The following is a 21,118-nucleotide window of genomic DNA, read 5'->3' on the forward strand; positions in this document are numbered from 1 at the left end:
ATTAATCGAGGAGAGTGAATTTTAATGAAAAAAGTATGGGTTTCGCTTCTTGGAGGAGCTATGTTATTAGGGTCTGTCGCGTCTGGTGCATCTGCGGAGAGTTCCGTTTCGGGGCCAGCTCAGCTTACACCGACCTTCCACGCCGAGCAATGGAAAGCACCTACCTCGGTATCGGGGGATGACATTGTATGGAGCTATTTAAATCGACAAAAGAAATCGTTGCTGGGTGTGGATAGCTCCAGTGTACGTGAACAATTCCGAATCGTTGATCGCACAAGCGACAAATCCGGTGTAAGCCATTATCGACTGAAGCAGTATGTAAACGGGATTCCCGTGTATGGAGCTGAACAAACTATTCATGTGGGCAAATCTGGTGAGGTCACCTCTTACTTAGGAGCGGTGGTTAATGAGGATCAGCAGGCAGAAGCTACGCAAGGTACAACTCCAAAAATCAGCGCTTCTGAAGCGGTCTACACCGCATATAAAGAAGCAGCTGCACGGATTGAAGCCCTCCCTACCTCCGACGATACTATTTCTAAAGACGCTGAGGAGCCAAGCAGTGTAAGTAAAGATACTTACGCCGAAGCAGCTAACAACGACAAAACGCTTTCTGTTGATAAGGACGAGCTGAGTCTTGATCAGGCATCTGTCCTGAAAGATAGCAAAATTGAAGCGGTGGAACCAGAAAAAAGTTCCATTGCCAAAATCGCTAATCTGCAGCCTGAAGTAGATCCTAAAGCAGAACTCTACTACTACCCTAAAGGGGATGACCTGCTGCTGGTTTATGTAACAGAAGTTAATGTTTTAGAACCTGCCCCACTGCGTACCCGCTACATTATTGATGCCAATGACGGCAGCATCGTATTCCAGTATGACATCATTAATGAAGCGACAGGCACAGGTAAAGGTGTGCTTGGTGATTCCAAATCGTTCACTACTACCGCTTCCGGCAGTAGCTACCAGTTAAAAGATACAACACGCGGTAACGGAATCGTGACTTACACGGCCTCCAACCGTCAAAGCATCCCAGGTACCATTTTGACAGATGCTGATAATGTATGGAATGATCCAGCTGGTGTGGACGCCCATGCGTATGCTGCTAAAACCTATGATTACTATAAAGCCAAATTTGGGCGCAACAGCATTGACGGGCGCGGTCTGCAACTTCGTTCGACGGTCCATTACGGTAGCCGCTACAACAATGCCTTCTGGAACGGCTCCCAAATGACTTATGGAGATGGAGACGGTAGCACATTTATCGCCTTCAGCGGGGACCCCGATGTAGTAGGACATGAACTTACGCATGGTGTCACAGAGTATACTTCGAATTTGGAATATTACGGAGAGTCCGGCGCATTGAATGAAGCTTTCTCAGACGTTATCGGTAATGACATTCAGCGCAAAAACTGGCTTGTAGGCGATGATATTTACACGCCAAACATTGCAGGCGATGCCCTTCGCTCAATGTCCAATCCAACCCTGTACGATCAACCAGATCACTATTCCAACCTGTACAGAGGCAGCTCCGATAACGGCGGTGTTCACACCAACAGCGGTATTATCAATAAAGCTTACTACTTGTTAGCACAAGGTGGTAATTTCCATGGCGTAACTGTAAATGGAATTGGCCGTGATGCAGCGGTGCAAATTTACTACAGTGCCTTTACGAACTACCTGACTTCTTCTTCCGACTTCTCCAACGCACGTGCTGCTGTGATCCAAGCCGCAAAAGATCTGTACGGGGCGAACTCAGCAGAAGCAACTGCAGCTGCCAAATCTTTTGACGCTGTAGGCGTAAACTAAATCATATCCATCCTCTTCACGATTCTCGTCCATTGAACCTTTGCCGTTGTGCAACTGTTACTTGGCCCTGCCCATACCATGGACGAAAAATAGGGGTGCAGTGTACAAGTCTGCACCCCTTCCCCCCCTTATTTAGGGCGCCCCCTCAAGGGGGCGCCCTTTTCTCTTACAAAAGTAATCCGGCATCTCTTGCTTTTTGCACGGCTTCTTCTCGATTGTTGACTCCCAGCTTGTCATAGAGAGTGGAGGCGTAATTTCTTACTGTGCCGTTGGATAGGTAAAGTTTCTCAGAAATTGTTTTATAACGGTTTCCTTGAGATAAAAGATTCAAAACCTCTAGTTCACGTTTCGTTAAGCCATACTCTTCTCCATCTGACCTCGGTCCGACTGACTCTTCTTCATCATTTCCGTCCCACATTCTATGGAACAAATCTTGGTTAATTACCGTGCCTCCCCGATAGACGAGGCGAATCGTTTCAGCCAGTTCACGCGACTCTATGGATTTCAGCAAATACCCGTCAGCACCGCTTTGCATGATTTCCTTCGCCCTCTCTGTATCCTGAAACGTTGACAGGATGAGGACACGAATGTCAGGCCATGTTTCCTTGATTATTTGGGTCGCACGAATCCCATCCTGATTGGGCATCTCCAAATCCATTAATATCAAATCTGGATTCAGGCTTCTGCACAATTCCACTGCTTGTTCTCCATCTTCAGCCACCCCCACTACCTGCAAGTCCTCTTGTCCGTCCAAGATGGTATGGAGACTGTCTCGGATAAACGAATGATCATCGACGATACACAAGCGGATTCGTTCATCGGACAATTGTATCAGTCTGGGTAACACACATGAGATGAACGTCCCTTCGCCCTTTTCGGAGTATACAGTGACTCTCCCTTGTAACTGTGTCGCACGTTCTTTCATTGCAGTTAATCCGAAGCCATCCTTCCACTCCTCCACTCCGCGACCATTATCCTGCACATCCAATCTTGTTTGTTGTGGCTCAAAATGCAGTGACACAATGATTTCGGTGGATTGTCCGTGGCGCACAGCATTAGTCAGCGATTCCTGCAAGCACCGATAGAGCGTCATTTTCGCTTGTTTGGAGACTATGTACTCTTCCCCTATTATTCGAGTGCGTACATTCACTTTTGCATGTTTCTGGAACTCCTCTGCTAATTGTTGCAAAGTAACAGTCAAGGGAAGCGATTCTTGTGGTGAATCTATTTGATGCAAATAGGCTCTCACTTCCTCCATACTGTTACGGGCTAATTGCAATAATGAGTCGATTTTCTGCTCTCCATCTTTTGTTGCTAATTCCGTACGCAATATTTCCAACCCCATAATGATAGAGGTATAGGAATGCCCCATCGTATCATGCAAATCTTTGGAAAGTCTGTCGCGCTCCTCTAACAAAGTAATCTGCTCAATCTGAGATAGGTACTGTTCCAGCACAAGCTTCTGATTGCGTATAATTTCATTTTGGCGGTAATTAGAAACTAGTAAGTGGAAGGAAAATCCTATCGCAAAAGCCAGACCGATTTGTGGGATAATCGCCCATAGATCTGTTCCTGGGGAAAATATTGCAATGAGCAATGGAAACAAAACAACTGTGATAGAACCCGACCAACGGAATGATTTATGAGCACTATTTGCCGCGATCATGAAAGTTGGCATTAAAAATGCAAGATATGCCGCCGGAAATAATAAGGTTAAGTAGAAGCACACTCCGCCAAACAAAACCATCTCAGTAAGCAGATAGTAGCGATAACTGAACATTAAACAAATCCAAGGTATTGAAAATGCGGCAATTTCCCAAAGAACGATGATCCAAAGGGGCACAGTTAAATGGTCTTGGTGTTGGATAGTAGTTATCATCAATGAAAACCAGATGACAAAACGTATACAAAGCAATAACCAATCATACCAGAGCCATTGTTTCCAGGTTGTAAACAAATTATCACCTCTTAATAGCTTTAAACATGGAATGCGTGTACATTCCGACTATTTGAACTAAGCTGTTTCCAATGCGAGTATTGATCCAGACGAGAATACACCCAGCGAGCATGACACATATAGCCTTTTCCCATGAATCTACAGCGAATCCCCATAAGTATATATCAAGATGTTGAAAAAGTATCGGTGTAACGATAAATACGATCGGAGCTATGTACAGTATAACGGCACATATAAGGCTGATCACCCCAATAAAAAATTTCTGCATAAGCCAAAAAACCGCCCTCCAATTACTACTATTAAGAATGGCTTCTCTCGCTTTCATCCATTTATCCCTTCCACTGTTTGTCCTTGTCAGGATTGGCTCTATCGATATATCCGTATAAACCTTCGTCTGAATGCGTTCATATTGGACAAACGTGTGAGTTGTTCGCAACACACACGCCAACAAGGGAATGCCCACGAAGATAACCGTCATCCCCAACGCAAATGTAATGCTGACCAAATAGAAGCAAAAATAAAACAGTCCCGATCCGAAGGTAAACAACAAAAAGTAGAAATCTTGCAACCTTTTGCGAGCTGATTCTTTCGTCATTTGATTCTCTCCTATTCTTTATTTTATTTGCTAATACGTTATGAATTGCCCTTCGAATCTAACTTGTTATCTGTCACATACGGTAGTGTCAAAGTGTCATATTTGTAGGTCATGACTATAAAACAAGCTGTACTAAGCTTTTTTTTATGTCATGCATTAGCTCCTTTACCTTCGCTCGATTTAGCTTTTGGCTATTATGCTCTGCCGATTAAAAAGAAGTAAAAAAACGCCATTCTTTCCTTATAATCATAGGAAAGAATGGCGTTTTTTCATTCCTGTTTCAGTGTCTGAGGTTGTTCTAACATTACCATAAACAAAAGCTGTGTATATTTATTATCTATGATGTCCCCATCGCAATCCAGAGAATCCACCCCTCACATATCTGACCCGGTTGTCTGCGTTCCACTGTAAGCACTGCCGAATGCCTCTGTCGTTGTGTGACGGACACTATCACTCCCGGTACGCTCGCATTGGCGGTGATTGCATATTGCGTGTCTATAAAAGGCTTATCAAACACAACGTTCACTTTGCTTGTAACTTCTTGTGCAGAAAGATAAAAAGAAGTGCTGCCAAATTGAGGTAAAGTCACTTCACTGTCAGTAGTCCCGTCATCGGTCACTGAGCCAACATGAATGGCATTCCGACCTAATTCTTTTTCAGTCTGAGAAACTAGATGGGTATCTTGCTCTGGCAAGCGCATTCGCTGCTTTGAACGCTGTCTTCCTTCCGCAATATGAATACTGGTTATAGAGCAATCCAATAACGAGTCTTGCTCGGTCTGACCTTCCGTCTTCATAGACGCCATGTCGTGATCCGTTCCGTATTCGGTATCTGAGTCAGGCACAGACAGCAGCAGCACAGATGCTCGATTCATCTGCATCGCTTCCTCCAGCGTTTTGGGAAGCTTATGCTTTTTCCATGCTGCTTCCTCTATAGCTTGCACCGGGGTATCCTTCTCTACGGGAACAGGTACCCTTGCCGTTCCACGCTGAGTGGGTCTGGGACTGCCAGCAGGCGAAGCCGTTTTTTCCTTGTTTACACGGGGAGAGGGGACTGTATTGGAAAGGTTACGCCGTGCTATTTTTTTATCCTTAGGGCTATGGTTCGTGCGATGGTTCATGATGACCGCTCCTTTGACACAGGAGTGAACCAGCGGTCGCTCCGCTTCATTCACCCAGGTGGGAATCATGGCCTAATGCCTATGAGATAGCCTATGCACGTAACCGCGACCACGTCACTCAGTTGCGCAGTCTGTTATAAATTGAGCCCAGCGTTGGGCGGAGTGCTGCCATAAAAATCGCCTCCGTACCTCGTCCAGCCCGGCTTCTCCCATTTGTCGCCGTAAGTCGTGCTGCTGGAGCAACCTGGTGATGGCGTCGGCCATTTCCTGCTCGCCGCGTGACGGATAAACAAGCCAGCCTGTCTTGCCGTGTTGTATAACCTCCGGAATACCACCGATTCGTGATGCTACCACAGGTACTCCTGCCGCCATGGCTTCCAGATTGACCAGCCCGAAGGCTTCAGCTTCAATAGAAGGAACAACGGCTACATCGGCTAACTGATATAACGAGGCCAATGCCGGATGCGGCACATAGCCGAGGAAGTGCACATGCCTCGCCAACCTTAGTTTACGGATCTGCCGATGCAATGCTGCGGTGTACGGCGTGAGGCGGTCGTGACCGTAATAGGCACTCCCTGCTATGAGCAGCAGCACGTCTGGACAGGTATGGACGATACGCTGCAGGGCCTTTAGCAGCCGATGAACTCCCTTTCCTGGCATCAGTCTGCCTGCATATAACACGATTCGGCGGCCTGACCAGCCGAAATCGTCCAATCGTGCCGACCTGATCGCTTCTGCTGCAGGAGTCCACCGTGGCAGGAAATCGCCAGGATGAATACCCAGCTTGTTGATGACGATGCGTTCTCTGACCGCATCGGGACTGTCAGAGGCCACGATTGCCCCCAAATACGCACTGTTCACAATAATACGATCCATCGACAACAGCAGCCTACCCATGTCCTTCCGTTTGAGGTGAGGCTCCCGGATGAACGTGGTGGAATGCAAAGTCAGCACAATTTTGCTATCGGGCAAAGCCTCGCGAATGGCATACGCAACTGCGGGGCGGTTGTGTACATCTATTACCGCAGGCAACCATCTCTTCAAATCAGCGATTACCTCGGGAATATAACCTGCCCCCCGCGTATAGCGCCTACAAGGAATTCCGTCAACATCGCCGTGATCCGGTGTTTCTGCTCCTCTTATGCCATAGATCTGTGCCTGAAGCTTATGGCTAGCCAGCGGTACCATACGAGCAATTACCCGCTCCACAGAACTGCTGCGGGGCGAAGGTATAACAAAAGATCCCGGTGTAATGACTGCTACCTTCAGCCTCTGCATCACCTCACCTACTTTCCTTACCTTATTCCCTCACCCTTCAACACTCATCTTGTATCATATCGTTTCTTGCTCTGAAAGGTGCTTGGCTTATTACTTTGGGCATATCGCAAGGCTAGCGTCCATGCCTGGCCGATCTTTGATACATATGATGGACTAGAATCACAATATGGTCAGTTGGATTGACGATAAGGAGGGCGGACATACTCATGTTGCATGTCGGCGTCATGCTCAACCCGGCAACTTACCGGGGCATTCCCGTCATGAGGACGCGTTATGAATCTATCGCCAATTACGAGGAAGCCGGGTTAAGCTACGAGCTAATCCCTTGCTTTCTTCGTCTGGAAGATATTCATATATCGACCGGAACATGCCGGGCTTTTGTTAAAAACGGTAACGAGTATCGGCAGATGACTCTTCCGTTGCCGCCAGTCATCCACAATCGGACTCTCTATCGGCAAAATGAAAATGCCCGCGATATCAACAGGCTGGTACACAAGGGATTCTATATTTTTAATGAACAAAACCGTTTCGGCAAAGACCATATACATGCAATTCTACAGGAAGATCCTCTGCTACATCCCCACCTTCCCAAAACATTGCAAGGCAACCTGTCTTCCATCCGTACCTTGATGGAACAAACCGGGGATGTTGTAATTAAACCCAGTAGCAGTAGCATAGGTAGAGGAATTATGCGGTTGAGGCATTCCAGCGGAAGCTGGACATTGCAATGTGCTCATCCAACGATATCTGAACGTTGGTCCACCCTACGGTTGAAGGTCGGAGAGCTCCCTTTATTTCTGCATAAGCGACTGATGCATGTGCCTCATATCGTACAGCAAACCATTCCGCTTGCTTTGTGCGACAATCGTCCATTCGATATCCGTGTGACCGTTCAGCGTGGATATGGCGGAATCTGGGGGGTAACAGGCATGTTTGCCAAAATTGCTCCATCCCACACTTTCGTCTCGAATGTAGCCCAAGGCGGTACAGCTTGTTCCCTACCAGAGGTGTTATCACGAACAGGGACAGTTCAAAACTCAAACATAGCCCGGCTGATGAATGAGCTAGAGAGACTCTCCTTGCAAATCGTCCACCGATTGGCACAACACTTGCCCCGTCTGGCCGATGTCGGACTGGATCTGGGAATTACCCATGAAGGCAAGATTGTTTTTATCGAATGCAATGGTCGTGATCAGCGCTATGGCTTTAGCCAGGCAGGCATGAGTAATGTCTGGAAAGAAACGTACGCTCAGCCAATGGCTTACGCACGTTGGCTTCTCGAACGAATGTCTTCGTCAGGCACTGAACGTTCACCAGGCCGTCCCCTGTATTGATTTACGTCACATTCTGTGTCAATATAGTTCAGAGCGGCCGGACAGGTTCCGGCCAAGACGGCTCGGAAATGAACAAGGGGGATCTGTAATGGCAAAACAGTGGCTGCGGCTTATGACGGAGCTATCATCGCGCAAGTGGGTGTGCCGGATTGTGGGCTCCTTCGCGCAAAGCGGTGCAAGCCGACTTTTTATCCCCACCTTTATACGTACGTACCAGATCCAGACGCATGAGGCGGAACAGGATTGGAAAGAATATCGCTCCCTGAACGCCTATTTTACACGCAAATTAAAAGCGGGCATGCGCCCGATTGATACGAACGCCGAGGTGATGACCAGTCCGGTGGATGCACGAATTACTTTTACCGGCCCAATTACGTCTGGCACTCTTTTGAATGTCAAGGGGCAAGACTATACGCTGGAAGAGCTTCTTAATCGCTCTCCGCGTCTTGAGAAGTACACACACGGCTATGCTTTTGTGCTCTATCTCAGCCCGTCAAATTATCATCGCATTCATGCACCGGTATCCGGTACACTGGTGGAAAAGGAGCATCTGCGCGGCAAAGTATACCCAGTGAATGACTTCGGCTTGCAGCATATGAGGGGAGTTCTTAGTCGCAATGAACGACAGATTACGTACATGGCCCACGAATATGGTGAGGTGGCGGTCGTCAAGGTTGGCGCAATGAATGTGAGCAGCATCAAATATACGGATGAAAAAGCGGTCTCATGGACAAAAGGTGACGATCTCGCCTATTTCGAATTTGGCTCAACCGTCGTTTTGCTGACTGAAAACGGCACATTTGAGCCAGACCCCGCATTGAAGCTGGGGGATGTGGTGAAAATGGGACAACGTCTTGGTAGCTTTCGACACGATCCTAAGGCATAAATGAAGGATTGTAACAAAAAAATAGCTGCACATTTAAGCATTCGGATCGAATGATTCAAATGGCTCATATGAAAAAGGACCCAGCGTAACTGCTTCGGTCCTTTTTGATTTATCCTTTATATTCGTCATGCGTTAATAGCCTTATCGAATCTCAGACGGACTTTTTCCTGTATACTGCTTGAATTGGCGGCTGAAGAAAAAGATGTCGCGGTATCCCAAAGCCTCCGCCACCTCAGTCACATTCATTCCGGCATGTAGCAGTAGGTGCTGTGCGCGCTCAATCCGCATGCTGATAATATGAGATTGCACAGAAACACCTAGCAACTCCTTGAATTTTATCGAAAAATAACGCGGTGACAGCCCTGCACGTGCTGCCAAATCCTCGACTCGATGAGGAAGTCCCGGATGCTGCCGTACGTAGTTAGCCGTTTCTCGAATGACCTCGGTGAGCTGGTTACTGGCCTGTTGCTCCTGCGGTTCCTTCCGGTCTGCACGCAGCAGATGAATCATCAGTTGCTTTAGGATCAGCCTGCCCTCCTCATCAGCCCCATAGGCACGCTCCAGACGCAGACGGACATATCTGGCAAGCATATGCTCCACCTCGAACGTTTCCTCCAGCATACGGTAGCTGGCTGGTATTTGCTTGGGTTGTTCGGTGAGATCAAAATGAATATAAGTAAGTATGAGCGGCTTTTGCGGATTATGTGTGGCACGGGTATCGTCTCCCGGTTTGAACAGAAAGCAGCTGCCCTTGCTCACCGGATAGGCTTCCCCATTTAATACAACCGTCCCTTCTCCGCTCCATACATAAAATAAATCATAGTTTGGCATCGGCTTCTCGCGTACCTGCCATTTCCAGCCCGGCTCGCACACAATTTTGGCAAAGGCCGGCAGCAGGATAAACGATGACGCAGATGTATCCAGCAAAATCTGCACCTCCTTTTGTTCATCTCTGGTTGTCCTGTTATCCCGTTATTTTATAATATAAGCGCAGCGCCACGATTAAGCAAAAAATACGCTCTTATGCCCCCTAATGCTTGTGCGTGACGCTTACCGTGTGTAATGCTATAATATGTAATCAAAATGACTTGGAAGGATGAAACGGGAATGAATCCACTGGCAGCGCAGTTAAATCAAAACATTCAGACAGGCAACGAGCATGTATATCAAATGCTTTCTCTTTTAGGTAAAGAGATTTATTTTCCAAAAGAAGGGATCTTGAGTCAATCTGCCGAGGCAGGGAAACTTGCTAAAAAATATAATGCTACGATCGGGATTGCTACTGAAGGCAATGGCCCTATGCATTTGGAGGTAATTCAGGAGAAGCTGTCCGCTTATAGTCCCAAGGATTTATATCCTTACGCTCCCCCTGCGGGCAAACCTGAACTTCGTAGCGTATGGCGTGACAAAATGCTGAAAGAAAATCCTTCGCTGGCTGGAAAAGGCTACGGCCTTCCTGTAGTTACGAACGCGCTGACCCACGGTTTGAGCATCGTTGCCGACCTGTTTACGGATGAAGGAGATGCTGTCATTTATCCAGATAAAAACTGGGAGAACTATGAACTGACTTTCGGTATTCGCCGTCATGGACGTTTGGTGAATTTTCCGTTGTTCACAGAGGATCACCGTTTTAATAGTGAGGGTTTACGCGAGGCGCTACTAGCGCAGAAAGAATACGGCAAAGCGATCGTTGTACTGAACTTCCCGAACAACCCGACAGGCTATACACCGGGCATTGAAGAGGGTAAAGCTATTGTCGCTGCCATTCAGGAAGCGGCGGAAGCAGGCATCAATGTCGTAGTTGTGACAGATGACGCTTATTTTGGCCTGTTCTTCGAGGACTCCCTGCATGAATCATTATTCGGTCAGCTAGCCGGACTTCATCCGAGAATTTTACCAGTCAAAATTGACGGAGCTACCAAAGAAGAATTCGTTTGGGGCTTCCGTGTCGGATTCATTACCTTTGCTTCGGAGCATCAGGATGTACTGAGTGCGCTGGAACAAAAAACACTAGGGATTATCCGGGCAACGATTTCGAGCGGGCCTCACCCATCTCAAACCTTCGTACTGGATGCCCTCAAATCACCCGATTTTGAGCAACAGAAGAATGAAAAGTTCCAAATTATGAAGGGGCGGGCTAATAAAGTCAAAGCGTTGCTCGATAGCGGAAAATACGGGGATGTATGGAGCTACTATCCTTTCAATTCAGGCTATTTTATGTGTCTCAAGCTGAACGGCTTGTCTGCTGAACGACTGCGCACTCATTTGCTGGAGCAATATGGGGTAGGCACGATTGCATTGGGTGAATACGATCTCCGTATTGCGTTCTCATGTATCGAAGAAGAGTATCTGGAAGACCTATATGACATTGTTTATCGTGGCGCACAAGATTTGTTAAACGCCTAATCTGTCTGTATCAGGTTAAATATATAGCATAACTAGCGGTATGCCAGATATTAGGGCATACCGCTTTTGATTGGCTGACTATTGTCCATCACACGTCCGCACAATTATCCTTCCGCAGCGAGCAGAGATTCCTGTGCCAGTGGCAGGAGGATGACGACCTCCGTTCCGACTCCGGGCTCACTTTCATAGCGTATACTCCCGTTCATGGCTTCAATAATTCGAAAGGAAACGACCGTTCCCAGTTCTGTTCCTACCTCTTTGGTTGAAAAAAACAATGTACCCACTCGTTCGAGATGCTCCTGGCTCATGCCTTTTCCAGTATCCCTAATACTTAGACATGCCTGCTCTTCCTGAACCGTCAGCTTTATGTATACCCTGCCTCCATCTTCCGCAGCTTCAATCGCATTTTTCGTCACATGTATTAACGCCTGTAGCAGCTGGTTACGATCTGTATGTATGTAAATTTCATTCCTTAGCTCTGTATACAGCCTTACGCCTTGCTTGTTCGCCATTGGCTTCAGAAGCAAAACGATCTGTTGAACCATGCCAGACAGATCCATCCGTTCTGTGTTTCCAATCTGCGGTCTGGATAAGTTCAGATAATCGCTAATAATTCTTTCAGCCCGATCCACTTCTGCCAGTGCCAAAGCAACATATCTGCGATTTTTCCCTTCTAATCCTGACTGGACCATTTGCAGGAACCCTTTTACGACGGTTAAAGGATTCCGTACTTCATGGGCCATAGAGGCTGCCAGTTCACCCAACGTATTCAGACGCTCGGCATATTTAATTTTTCTTCTCATTTCTTCTCGCTCCAAACTAAACTCCATCCAGAAAGAAGAAGCTCCAATACTTAGGAATTGAATCACACCGAACCAGAGTATTGAACGGATCAGCTCAATCTCATCCTCATCCAGTCTGCCATTGATCCAAGAATGTATTAAAAGAAAAATCAGCATGACCCCAGTAATCCATATACTCATTACCATATTCATGCCCATTCGAAGCAACATGCTTTTGAGCTGCATAAATTTGTTTCTTACCAAGAGAGGTCCCAAATAACACAACATCATGCTCGGAAGCCCCACCACCATAGACTCAGGGCCTACATACATGCGAGCCATTACCATTAGCGTCACATTCATTAGACCTGCCGTAGGACCAAAATATAAAACAGAAAGGATCAAAGGAACATAGCGAAGATCCCAATATAATCCGTACCAAATGTACGAAAACATAAGGCAAAGCACAGAAGAAACACCCAGCACCCCTCCCATAAGCAGCGGGGTATGCTTCCTATGCCGATGATCCGACAAAGCGCTATATACGAGTAACGGTACAAACACAAGAAATATGTTCACGAGCAGCTTATCTACCAGCATCTCGTCTTTCCCACTTTCCAAGTGATAATGATTACATACTTCTTCTATTCTCGATAATACGTACCTTTTCCTCTCTCATCTCCTGCATCTGATGAAAAATATAGGGCGATTCGGCAACACACCAGAACATTGGCCCACGCAATCCAAAAACCCAATTCATAAGATACGATGTATCCTTTATCACAATGACCGAGAGGAGAATGAGCATGGGAGCAGAAGAAACAAGAGGCGGTTACGGTGGTTATGGCGCATTCACAAGCACAGGAACAATTTTGGTGCTGTTCATTTTGTTAGTTATCATCAGCAAAACGATCTTCGTTTAAAGCAGACGGATATCTGCACCCACGACTACCATAGCAGCGAACGTACAAAAAAGGCTAATCCGCAGGCAGCTCAGCTTTTGCTGCTTGCGAATTAGCCTTTACTTTATGCACACAGATATGGGTCACACTTCTTCCTCATCCTGTCCGTCCAAACGCCATTTTTTGGCTTGAGTACCACGGAGCAGGAACACAACAAGGACTCCCCCAACCAATATAAGCACTGTAGACAGTAGATCCTCCGTTCCTTTTGCCAGAAAAGGAAGCCACAGCACCACCGCAGCCGGCAACGTCAACCGAACAACAAAGTCAAGAAAAGACGCACGGCGACTATGCGCAGGAATCGGATATAACTGAAGCCACAACGAATCCCTGTGATACTGTCTTAAAGAAGTGATCTGAACACCTATGAGGAATATAAAAAATAAATATACGGCAATACCAATCCAGCTAGCATGGGTGATATATATAATTAACAGACCCAGAATACCTAACCGAATGACAATGCCTGCTGGCTCTGTACGCAAGAACGTCTTAAACAGCAGGTAACGATACGCTCCCCTTCTGTTCCAAGGTATGTTACCACCCAGCCAGGACAGCCAGCGGCGCGGCGTCACTCTCTGCGTAAGGGCAGGCACATCGACAAACCAGCCCAACGTACGCATCACGCGGGCAGCCTGCATGCCCTCTGTGCGGATCAGTTTTTCCCAAGCCACTAGCAGTTTGACCGGTAAACGCAGAACAAGCACGTACACCACGCCAACCAACACGATAAATGGCACGCTGTGTAGCGGAGGCTGCCATAGCCATGCGGCTACCATCAGCACAGCCAGAACCCACCGCAGGAGACGATAGCCTACGCTCCCGCCAACCGATACCATGCGAAGCTCCTGCCAGCCGCCGTAGCTAAATAGCAGCTTCAGCAGCACGAACAGCAGCAGAGTCAGTAGCAGCGGCTTAGGCGCAGCATCACTGCGGATATACAGCGGCCACAAAATAATGGACAGCAGCAGCAAACCGAATATTTTATATACCACACCTCGAATCCGGCTGGCCTTGAAATACTGGGGCATCGCGTGCTCCTGGGGACGAAGGAAGACAATATCTGCCTCATTCAAATACGTTCGAAAGCTCGCATGCGCGATTGGAATAGCTACAATAAGCATGATCCAGCGGATGGGCAAATCCGGCGGAATATGCATCAGCAAGGACGTGTACCATGCGGCAAAGGCAATCAGCGCAAAGCCGAAGACCACTGCAAGGCCGCTCTGAATGACATAGCCCAGATAAGGCAGCACCTGTCCCCAGAACGCTAGACGTCTTTCTTTATGCAAACGTTGCAAATCCATGCTCATTCCCTGCCTTGTACCAGCTCATAAAATGCATCTTCCAGCGGCATGCCCGGCTTACCCGCCTGTGCTGTCACTTCGTCCAACGTACCCTGAGCGATGATGGCACCCTGATGAAGCACAATGAAACGATCGCAATAATTTTCAATCGTGGACAAAATATGAGAACTGAGCAAAATAGACGAACCCGAACGCTTCATCTCCAACATAAAGTCAAGCAGGGAACGAATGCCGAGCGGGTCCAAACCCAAAAAAGGCTCATCTATGACATACAACGGCGGCCCCGCTAAAAATGCGCACATAATCATCACTTTCTGGCGCATCCCTTTGGAGAGATGCATCGACATACTTCCGCTTTTATCCCGCATACGGAACAAGTCCAGCATTTGATCGCTGCGCGTCCGGAAATCTGCTTCGCTGACTCCGTATGCTCTAGCCGTAAACTCCATATGCTCCATCACTGTCATTTCAGGATACAGCTCTGGAGCTTCGGGTACAAAAGCAATAGCTCCCTGATACGCTTCGGGATTCTCATCCTGCTTATGCCCCTGTACGCGAATTTCTCCGGCCTGCGGTGTCATCAGTCCCAAAATATGCTTCATGGTCGTGCTTTTCCCGGCCCCGTTCAGACCGATCAGTCCCACCATTTCTCCCGGCTTCACATCGAGCGAAATCTGATGTAGTACCGGGCGTTTGGCGCTGTATCCACCGGTCAGTCCGTTAATTTGCAACACAGGCTGTTGTTCCATGGCTCCCCCTCTTCTCCCTTACTCGTTCGGTTTTGATCCTTTTTCCTTCAGCCATCTTGGCGCACCCTTGTTTTTACGATCACGCTCGCGCTGTGCCTTTCCTGCTTTGGATAAGGCTGCTCCTTTGCTCTTGCCTGGAGCTGAACCGTTCACGGAATTCCTGCCTGGACGCCCTGCTTCAGTCCGAACAGGTGTCTTGCGGTTTTCCGTCACTGTTCCATTGGAAATGGATCTAGTCTCAGATGGCCTTACAGGGGCACGCTTGGCATCCGCCGGGCGCGGCACTACAACTCGACCTCCGTACAACGCACGCTCTGCAATATCGATTCCCAGCTCACGAGAAAACTTACGCATGATGAACGTTTCGCGCTCGGTCACCACCGACACCACCAGTCCTTTGCGTCCCATACGTCCTGTCCGCCCTGCGCGGTGAACATAAGCTTGACTATCCGTAGCCGGGTCAAAATGAATGACCATTTCAAGCCCCTCAATATCCAGACCACGGGCTGCCACATCCGAAGCGACCAGCACTTTGAGCTTGTCCTCGCGGAACCGAGCCAACACGTTGCTGCGCGTGACTTTATCTGCATCTCCATACAAGGATGCCGTAGTTAGGCCCATGTGCTTGAGCTTGGCTTCAATTTCCCCGATGGCATTGGTCGTATTTACGAACACCAGCGCTTTTCTCGGATTAAAATGCCGTACCAGACGGCGCAGCATATCCACCTTATCCCGTTCTTCGGATACAAAGTAGTAATGTTCCAGTCCACTGGCCGTCTTCTGGTCAGGATCAATCCCGATTTCTACGTAATCAGGCATCTCCCGTTGTGCCAATGACTGAATTTCATTATTCAGCGTTGCGGACAGGAATACCAATTGACGATCACGCTGGGCAGAGCTTAGTATATTGGTCACATCGCCTGCTCCGCCGAGTTGGAACATCTGATCCACCTCATCAATGACAATAGTTGTAATATTGTGCATCTTCAGCTTTTTCGAAGCGACGAGTTCCCGTACACGTCCTGGTGTGCCTACCACAAGCTGTGGATGATCCTTCAGCTTCTCGATTTGGCGCTTGATTGCCGCCCCACCAATCAAACCTAGTACACGGATTCCACGATGCTCTCCGTAGCGCTGACCCTCACGTACAATTTGCATGGCCAATTCCTGGCTTGGAGCCAGTATCAGCTTTTGTGTAGCCTTTTTCTGTGGGTCAATGGCTTGTAGCAGCGGTAGCAAATAAGCCAGTGTTTTGCCTGTACCGGTTTGTGAGCGCGCCAATACATGCTTTCCCTTCATTATTTCCGGTATAGCCTCTGCCTGAACTGGCGAAGGCTGTGTAATTTCATGCTCGGTCAGTTTGTCTAACAGATCTTGTTCAACGCCGAGCGCTTCAAAATTCAATGTCATGAAAAGGTCCAACCCCTATACGTAAATTCGTTACTCTCCATTATATGCGAAAATAGCCCTGTTACCAAATCACCAAAATAAAAGATGTCCCTCACCACACCTAATGGCTACGGGACATCTATTATTTCTTATTCATCACACCATGCCCCAGCCTGTCGATCAGTCTGGGAGCTAATTGATACAGCTTGAGAAAAGGAGATACCCACTGCGGCAGATTAACCTCCTCCTTGCGGAGCTCCATCGCCCTTACGATATGCTGTGCTACCTTATCAGGTTTTAGCATAAACCAGCCAACATTCCGCACATAACCCCCTGAAGGATCTGCCAGCTCAAAAAACGGTGTATCAATCGGCCCGGGGTTAATCGTCGTTACGGTCACTCCACTTCCGCGCAGTTCTTGCCGGAGCGCATTGCTGAAACCGAGCAACGCATGCTTTGTGGCCGTATAAGAAGACGATTTGGCTGTCCCGATTTTACCGGCCATCGATGCTACATTCACAATCTGCCCATCGTTCCGCTCTGTCATTTGCGGCAGAAATGCCTTGATGCAGCGAACAACCCCCATATAGTTCACGTCCATCATTTGTTCAAACTCTGTCAGGTCGGTTTCATTAAAATACTCAAACTTTCCGTAACCTGCATTGTTGAGCAATATATCAACCCGTCCGTATTCTTCCAATACCCGTGCAGCAACAGCCTCTACCTGCTCCTGGCAGGTAACGTCCAATGGGATCAGCTCATGCCTGCCGCTGATTCCCGCAGATACTTCCTTCAATCGCTCCTGCGAGCGTGCTGTTAAAATAGGAATCGCGCCCTTTGCGCTTAACAACTGAGCGCAAAGGGCGCCAATCCCACTGGATGCACCTGTAATCACAATTACCTTATCCTGCAATGTACTCATGGTCATCCCTCCACATTAAAGAAACTTACTCCTTTAATATTAAGAGATCATCACCTGAATATCCAGCTCACCGATTCCTTCCACCGAAAGCGGAATACAAAGGGCGCGCTGGGGCACAAAAGTGGTCAAGTTTTCTGATTTCATGACCTGCGGAGGGGTGATATCCACGACAATTCCCTGACTGGACAAAATTGTACTGGCATTGCCACTAATCATATTGCCCAATTCCGAAATTGCGCTTTTGCCCATCTCATCAATTTCAGTCAACACAAATCCGCCCATCATCGCCGATACCATACGTAGCGCCACCTGCTCATTCAGGCCGAACACAATATTTCCGCTGAGCTGTCCGGTCATCCCGATCATAATCCAGATATGGTCGTCCACTAACTCGACATTTTTCACACCGAGATTTCCGGGTAAAGGAGATACTTGGATCAATTGTTCAATGACCCGTCTCGCCGACTCCAAAAAAGGATTTATCACTTCTGCCTTCACGATCATTGCGCCCCTTTACGATGGGCTTTTAGACACACAACAAAAGTCCCATATAAATTTGAATTTTTATTTAAATAATGCTGGATAACGACTCAACCTGCAATAAAATACTCTCTCTATCACTTATCGACAGCAGTCCCGCAATTTTTTATAGCTAAAGCACAAAAAATGTGAATAATGTCCTATATCTTTACTACAAGCCGAATCTAGACTGGTTATTTTTAAAGTATATCAGGACTTTAGTCTTTATCCCCCAATATACCACACTTTACGGTGTACTGCTTCGATTCATTGCCCTTCCTGCTCGAATAACCTATAATCTAATGAAATAAAGCATAACGATGGTTTTACATATAAACAAGTAGATTGGCTAAACTCAGTTTATACAGCTGCGACAAGCTAAAGAAAAGAGAGGAGGAACTTCATGAACATCAGTCAACTTGAAACACTTATCATGATTTCCAAAACGATGAGCTTCCGTAAAGCCGGAGAACTTCTCAATTTGACGCAGCCGGCGGTGTCCGCCCAAATCAAAAGTCTAGAGGATGAGTTCAAAACCATTCTGATTGACCGCAACCAGCCCGTCACCCTGACCGACCGGGGAGTTGTTTTTTTGGAACACGCCGAGCGCATATTGGAGGTTGTTGAGGAATTAAGACAGAGATTGTATGACTTGAACGAAACACCGCAGGGTCACATTGCGCTGGGTACCACAACATCCATCGCCATTCAAATTTTACCGCGTGTGCTCTCCTACTTTCAGGATCAGTTCCCTCTCATCAAAACCTCCATTCAATCCATGGCCTCCTCGATGATCTATCAACAGGTGGAGAACGGACTTATTGATGTTGGTATCGGGTATCTGATCGAACGTAATCCCAATCTAAGCACTTCAGTCCTGTATTATGATTCTTTTGAACTTGTCGTGTCTCCTACACATCCGCTGGCCTCGCAACCACACGCTACTATTGAAGCCCTTCGGGAAATTCCGCTCATTCTGCTCTCTCCCGATACGGTAGGACGGAAATTCGTGGACGATGTTTTTAAAAAGCACCAAATTGTGCCCCATGTCGTGATTGAGTTGTCCAGCAGTGAGGAAGTCAAACGGATGGTCGAAATCAATCTCGGAGCTGCCATAATCTCCAGACTGTCAGTCACTTCTGAACTGCGTACAGGCACATTAAAAATGATCCATATTCCCGAGCTGGAAGTTAGTCATCCGGTAGGGGTGATTTATAAGTCCGGCCGTTATCTAAACTCAGCAATGCAGCAATTTTTGAGCGATCTGAAGGGGATGCCGGAGACGAATTTCACCAATTCCGAATAACGTAATTCGCTATGAACAACATACACAATATAAACCTTGGTTACGAAAGGAAGACAGTCCATGAAATTTGATCTGCACACCCATCATTTCCGCTGCGGTCATGCAGACGGCAACATTCGGGATTACATCGAAGCAGGTATTCAATCAGGCTTACAAGCTATTGGTATTTCCGACCATTCCCCCTTCCTATGTAGCGAAAAGGATCAGGCTTTTCCTAAAATTTATATGGCCAAGTCACAGCTTGCTGAATATGTAAAAGAAGTACAGGAGCTTAAGAAGGAATACGAGGGCCGTATTGACGTGCTCCTTGGATTGGAAACGGATTATTTCCCTGATTTTGTTGAATTGTATCGTTCCACTTTGGCTCCTTATCCATTTGATTACCTTATCGGGTCGATTCATAATGTCGAAGGGGACAGCATTTTTAACCGCAATCGTTGGAAAAAATTAAGTGACGCTCGTAAAGTCGAGGTCAAACAAGCCTACTATGCGCTCATTCAGCAATCTGCGCGAAGCGGCATGTTTCAGATTTTAGGTCATATTGACGCAATGAAAGGGAATTTCCCTGCCTTTTCAGACATTCCTGCCGATGAAGCCATTGACGAAACCTTGCGAGTGATTGCGGAATCCAATGTGGCGATTGAGATTAACACTTCAGGTAAAACCAAGCTGAGTGGCGGATGGTACCCGTCTGCTTCTATTTTAGAAAGAGCGCACCATTTTGGTGTGGAGGTCACTTTTGGTTCAGATGCCCATAAGCCTTCGCGGGTAGGCGACGATTGGGAAGACGTAAAAGCGATGCTGAAGGATATCGGCTTCCGGGAATGGGTTTATTTTAAAGAAAAACGTAAAATTCCTGTGGCGCTTTAAAATGTATTAAGGGTGGGAATCGCTGTTGCAATGGGATTCTTGGGAAATCCTTATATAGGGTAACAATCCCATTGCAAAGGCGAACACTAACGCTTCTCCAGATTCAAATCCTCGCTCTGCTACCCATCGCCTTAAACCGTACAACTCCATTATTTTAAATAAACAACATCTTTGTGTGAGGAGAATTACATATGCAATTGGAAGATCCTATGGACAAGCTCAAAAAGCTAAAGCATGATATCACGCGATTTATGCTCATCTATAAGTTTGCACTCGACGAAATGGAAACCAAGATTGAAATATTAAAGCAGGAATTTCAAGCATTGCACGATTACAGCCCAATTGAGCATACCAAATCACGCCTTAAATCTCCTGAGAGTATCATGAACAAAATGCTTCGTAAAAATAGCGAATTATCGCTGGATGCTATCAAAGATTCTATCAAGGATATCGCGGGCTTACGTATTACTTGTTCTTTTATTTCTGACATTTATGATGTCAGTAACATGCTTCAGAGACAGAGTGACCTCAAGGTGCTGGAAATCAAGGATTACATCAAGAATCCCAAGCCGAACGGTTATCAGAGTCTGCATTTGCTGGTTCAAGTTCCTGTATTCATGTCGGACTGTGAGGAACTAGTCTGCGTAGAGGTGCAGATTCGAACCATTGCGATGGATTTTTGGGCAAGCCTGGAGCATAAAATCTTTTATAAATATAACCAGTCTGTTCCCGAGAGTCTGACACGTGAATTAAAGAACGCAGCGGATTCCGCTAATGCGCTGGATCTGCAAATGGAACGTCTGCATCGTGAAATCAAGGAGATTAAAGATGCCAGAGGTGAAGAAAACTCTATGGAAGAGCTTCGAAAGATTATGATTAATAATCAGCAAATTACGGTGCCAGCCAATTTTTTGAAGCTTCTAGGGGAATAAT

19 protein-coding genes are annotated in these 21,118 nt (G+C 47.0%); 8 read left to right on the plus strand and 11 right to left on the minus strand.

Going from position 1 to position 21,118, the window contains the following annotated elements; translation table 11 throughout:
- The first annotated feature begins 24 nt into the window (after positions 1 to 24).
- Complete coding sequence (locus tag KSP24_RS13350; protein ID WP_025675931.1) at positions 25 to 1,803, plus strand: M4 family metallopeptidase; 1,779 nt, start codon at positions 25 to 27, stop codon at positions 1,801 to 1,803.
- Between the two features lie 166 nt (positions 1,804 to 1,969).
- Here KSP24_RS13350 and KSP24_RS13355 read toward each other — a convergent pair whose 3' ends face one another.
- From KSP24_RS13355 to KSP24_RS13370, 4 genes are all read right to left on the minus strand, one after another.
- Complete coding sequence (locus KSP24_RS13355) at positions 1,970 to 3,760, minus strand: helix-turn-helix transcriptional regulator (RefSeq protein ID WP_064963434.1); 1,791 nt, start codon at positions 3,758 to 3,760, stop codon at positions 1,970 to 1,972.
- 4 nt (positions 3,761 to 3,764) lie between these two features.
- Positions 3,765 to 4,355 carry a sensor domain-containing protein gene (locus KSP24_RS13360; RefSeq protein ID WP_216975372.1) on the minus strand — a complete coding sequence of 197 codons (591 nt, stop codon included), beginning with the start codon at positions 4,353 to 4,355 and terminating at the stop codon, positions 3,765 to 3,767.
- A gap of 337 nt (positions 4,356 to 4,692) precedes the next feature.
- Positions 4,693 to 5,475, minus strand: coding sequence for a WIAG-tail domain (locus KSP24_RS13365; RefSeq protein ID WP_058711994.1), 783 nt, complete (start codon positions 5,473 to 5,475; stop codon positions 4,693 to 4,695).
- A gap of 114 nt (positions 5,476 to 5,589) precedes the next feature.
- Positions 5,590 to 6,753, minus strand: a complete 1,164-nt coding sequence (locus KSP24_RS13370) for a glycosyltransferase family 4 protein (RefSeq protein ID WP_216975374.1) — start codon at positions 6,751 to 6,753, stop codon at positions 5,590 to 5,592.
- 206 nt (positions 6,754 to 6,959) lie between these two features.
- Between KSP24_RS13370 and KSP24_RS13375 the strand changes: the two genes are divergently transcribed.
- Together KSP24_RS13375 and asd are read left to right on the plus strand one after the other, a co-directional pair.
- On the plus strand, positions 6,960 to 8,087 hold the full coding sequence (locus tag KSP24_RS13375) for a YheC/YheD family endospore coat-associated protein (protein ID WP_216975375.1): 1,128 nt from the start codon (positions 6,960 to 6,962) through the stop codon (positions 8,085 to 8,087).
- A gap of 88 nt (positions 8,088 to 8,175) precedes the next feature.
- Entirely contained in the window at positions 8,176 to 8,973 is a 798-nt protein-coding gene (gene asd, locus KSP24_RS13380) for an archaetidylserine decarboxylase (RefSeq protein ID WP_216975378.1), read from the plus strand.
- 141 nt (positions 8,974 to 9,114) lie between these two features.
- On the opposite strand, the gene KSP24_RS13385 is transcribed toward asd, so the two are convergent.
- On the minus strand, positions 9,115 to 9,900 hold the full coding sequence (locus KSP24_RS13385) for a helix-turn-helix domain-containing protein (RefSeq protein WP_016820055.1): 786 nt from the start codon (positions 9,898 to 9,900) through the stop codon (positions 9,115 to 9,117).
- 180 nt (positions 9,901 to 10,080) lie between these two features.
- On the opposite strand from KSP24_RS13385, the gene KSP24_RS13390 reads away from it, so the two are divergent.
- A complete protein-coding gene (locus KSP24_RS13390; protein ID WP_025674060.1) occupies positions 10,081 to 11,379 on the plus strand; it encodes an aminotransferase class I/II-fold pyridoxal phosphate-dependent enzyme in 1,299 nt (432 codons plus the stop codon).
- A 104-nt stretch (positions 11,380 to 11,483) separates the two neighbouring features.
- Here the strand turns inward: KSP24_RS13390 and KSP24_RS13395 are convergent, their stop codons facing one another.
- A complete protein-coding gene (locus tag KSP24_RS13395) occupies positions 11,484 to 12,761 on the minus strand; it encodes a sensor histidine kinase (RefSeq protein WP_216975380.1) in 1,278 nt (425 codons plus the stop codon).
- A gap of 206 nt (positions 12,762 to 12,967) precedes the next feature.
- Here KSP24_RS13395 and KSP24_RS13400 point away from each other — a divergent pair, with 206 nt between their 5' ends.
- Positions 12,968 to 13,084 (plus strand): hypothetical protein, encoded by a 117-nt coding sequence (locus KSP24_RS13400; RefSeq protein WP_013372853.1) that lies wholly within the window; start codon positions 12,968 to 12,970, stop codon positions 13,082 to 13,084.
- A 122-nt stretch (positions 13,085 to 13,206) separates the two neighbouring features.
- Here KSP24_RS13400 and KSP24_RS13405 read toward each other — a convergent pair whose 3' ends face one another.
- The 5 genes from KSP24_RS13405 to KSP24_RS13425 all read right to left on the minus strand — a co-directional run bounded on the left by KSP24_RS13405 (position 13,207) and on the right by KSP24_RS13425 (position 17,988).
- Positions 13,207 to 14,430 carry an ABC transporter permease gene (locus tag KSP24_RS13405; RefSeq protein ID WP_216975382.1) on the minus strand — a complete coding sequence of 408 codons (1,224 nt, stop codon included), beginning with the start codon at positions 14,428 to 14,430 and terminating at the stop codon, positions 13,207 to 13,209.
- 2 nt (positions 14,431 to 14,432) lie between these two features.
- Complete coding sequence (locus tag KSP24_RS13410) at positions 14,433 to 15,179, minus strand: ABC transporter ATP-binding protein (protein ID WP_013372855.1); 747 nt, start codon at positions 15,177 to 15,179, stop codon at positions 14,433 to 14,435.
- Positions 15,180 to 15,197: 18 nt separating this feature from the next.
- Positions 15,198 to 16,589: a DEAD/DEAH box helicase gene (locus KSP24_RS13415; RefSeq protein ID WP_216975384.1), complete on the minus strand. Its 1,392-nt coding sequence runs from the start codon at positions 16,587 to 16,589 to the stop codon at positions 15,198 to 15,200.
- Positions 16,590 to 16,710: 121 nt separating this feature from the next.
- Entirely contained in the window at positions 16,711 to 17,490 is a 780-nt protein-coding gene (locus KSP24_RS13420) for an SDR family NAD(P)-dependent oxidoreductase (protein ID WP_216975386.1), read from the minus strand.
- A gap of 39 nt (positions 17,491 to 17,529) precedes the next feature.
- On the minus strand, positions 17,530 to 17,988 hold the full coding sequence (locus KSP24_RS13425) for a chemotaxis protein CheX (RefSeq protein ID WP_025365744.1): 459 nt from the start codon (positions 17,986 to 17,988) through the stop codon (positions 17,530 to 17,532).
- A 424-nt stretch (positions 17,989 to 18,412) separates the two neighbouring features.
- Between KSP24_RS13425 and KSP24_RS13430 the strand changes: the two genes are divergently transcribed.
- From KSP24_RS13430 to KSP24_RS13440, 3 genes are all read left to right on the plus strand, one after another.
- Entirely contained in the window at positions 18,413 to 19,315 is a 903-nt protein-coding gene (locus KSP24_RS13430; RefSeq protein WP_013372859.1) for a LysR family transcriptional regulator, read from the plus strand.
- A gap of 60 nt (positions 19,316 to 19,375) precedes the next feature.
- Positions 19,376 to 20,185 (plus strand): histidinol-phosphatase, encoded by an 810-nt coding sequence (locus KSP24_RS13435; protein ID WP_216975388.1) that lies wholly within the window; start codon positions 19,376 to 19,378, stop codon positions 20,183 to 20,185.
- Positions 20,186 to 20,376: 191 nt separating this feature from the next.
- Complete coding sequence (locus KSP24_RS13440) at positions 20,377 to 21,117, plus strand: GTP pyrophosphokinase (RefSeq protein WP_216975390.1); 741 nt, start codon at positions 20,377 to 20,379, stop codon at positions 21,115 to 21,117.
- Position 21,118 lies beyond the last annotated feature (1 nt).

This window comes from Paenibacillus sp. AK121, from assembly GCF_019042715.1.
Classification (GTDB): Bacteria; Bacillota; Bacilli; order Paenibacillales; family Paenibacillaceae; genus Paenibacillus; species Paenibacillus polymyxa_C.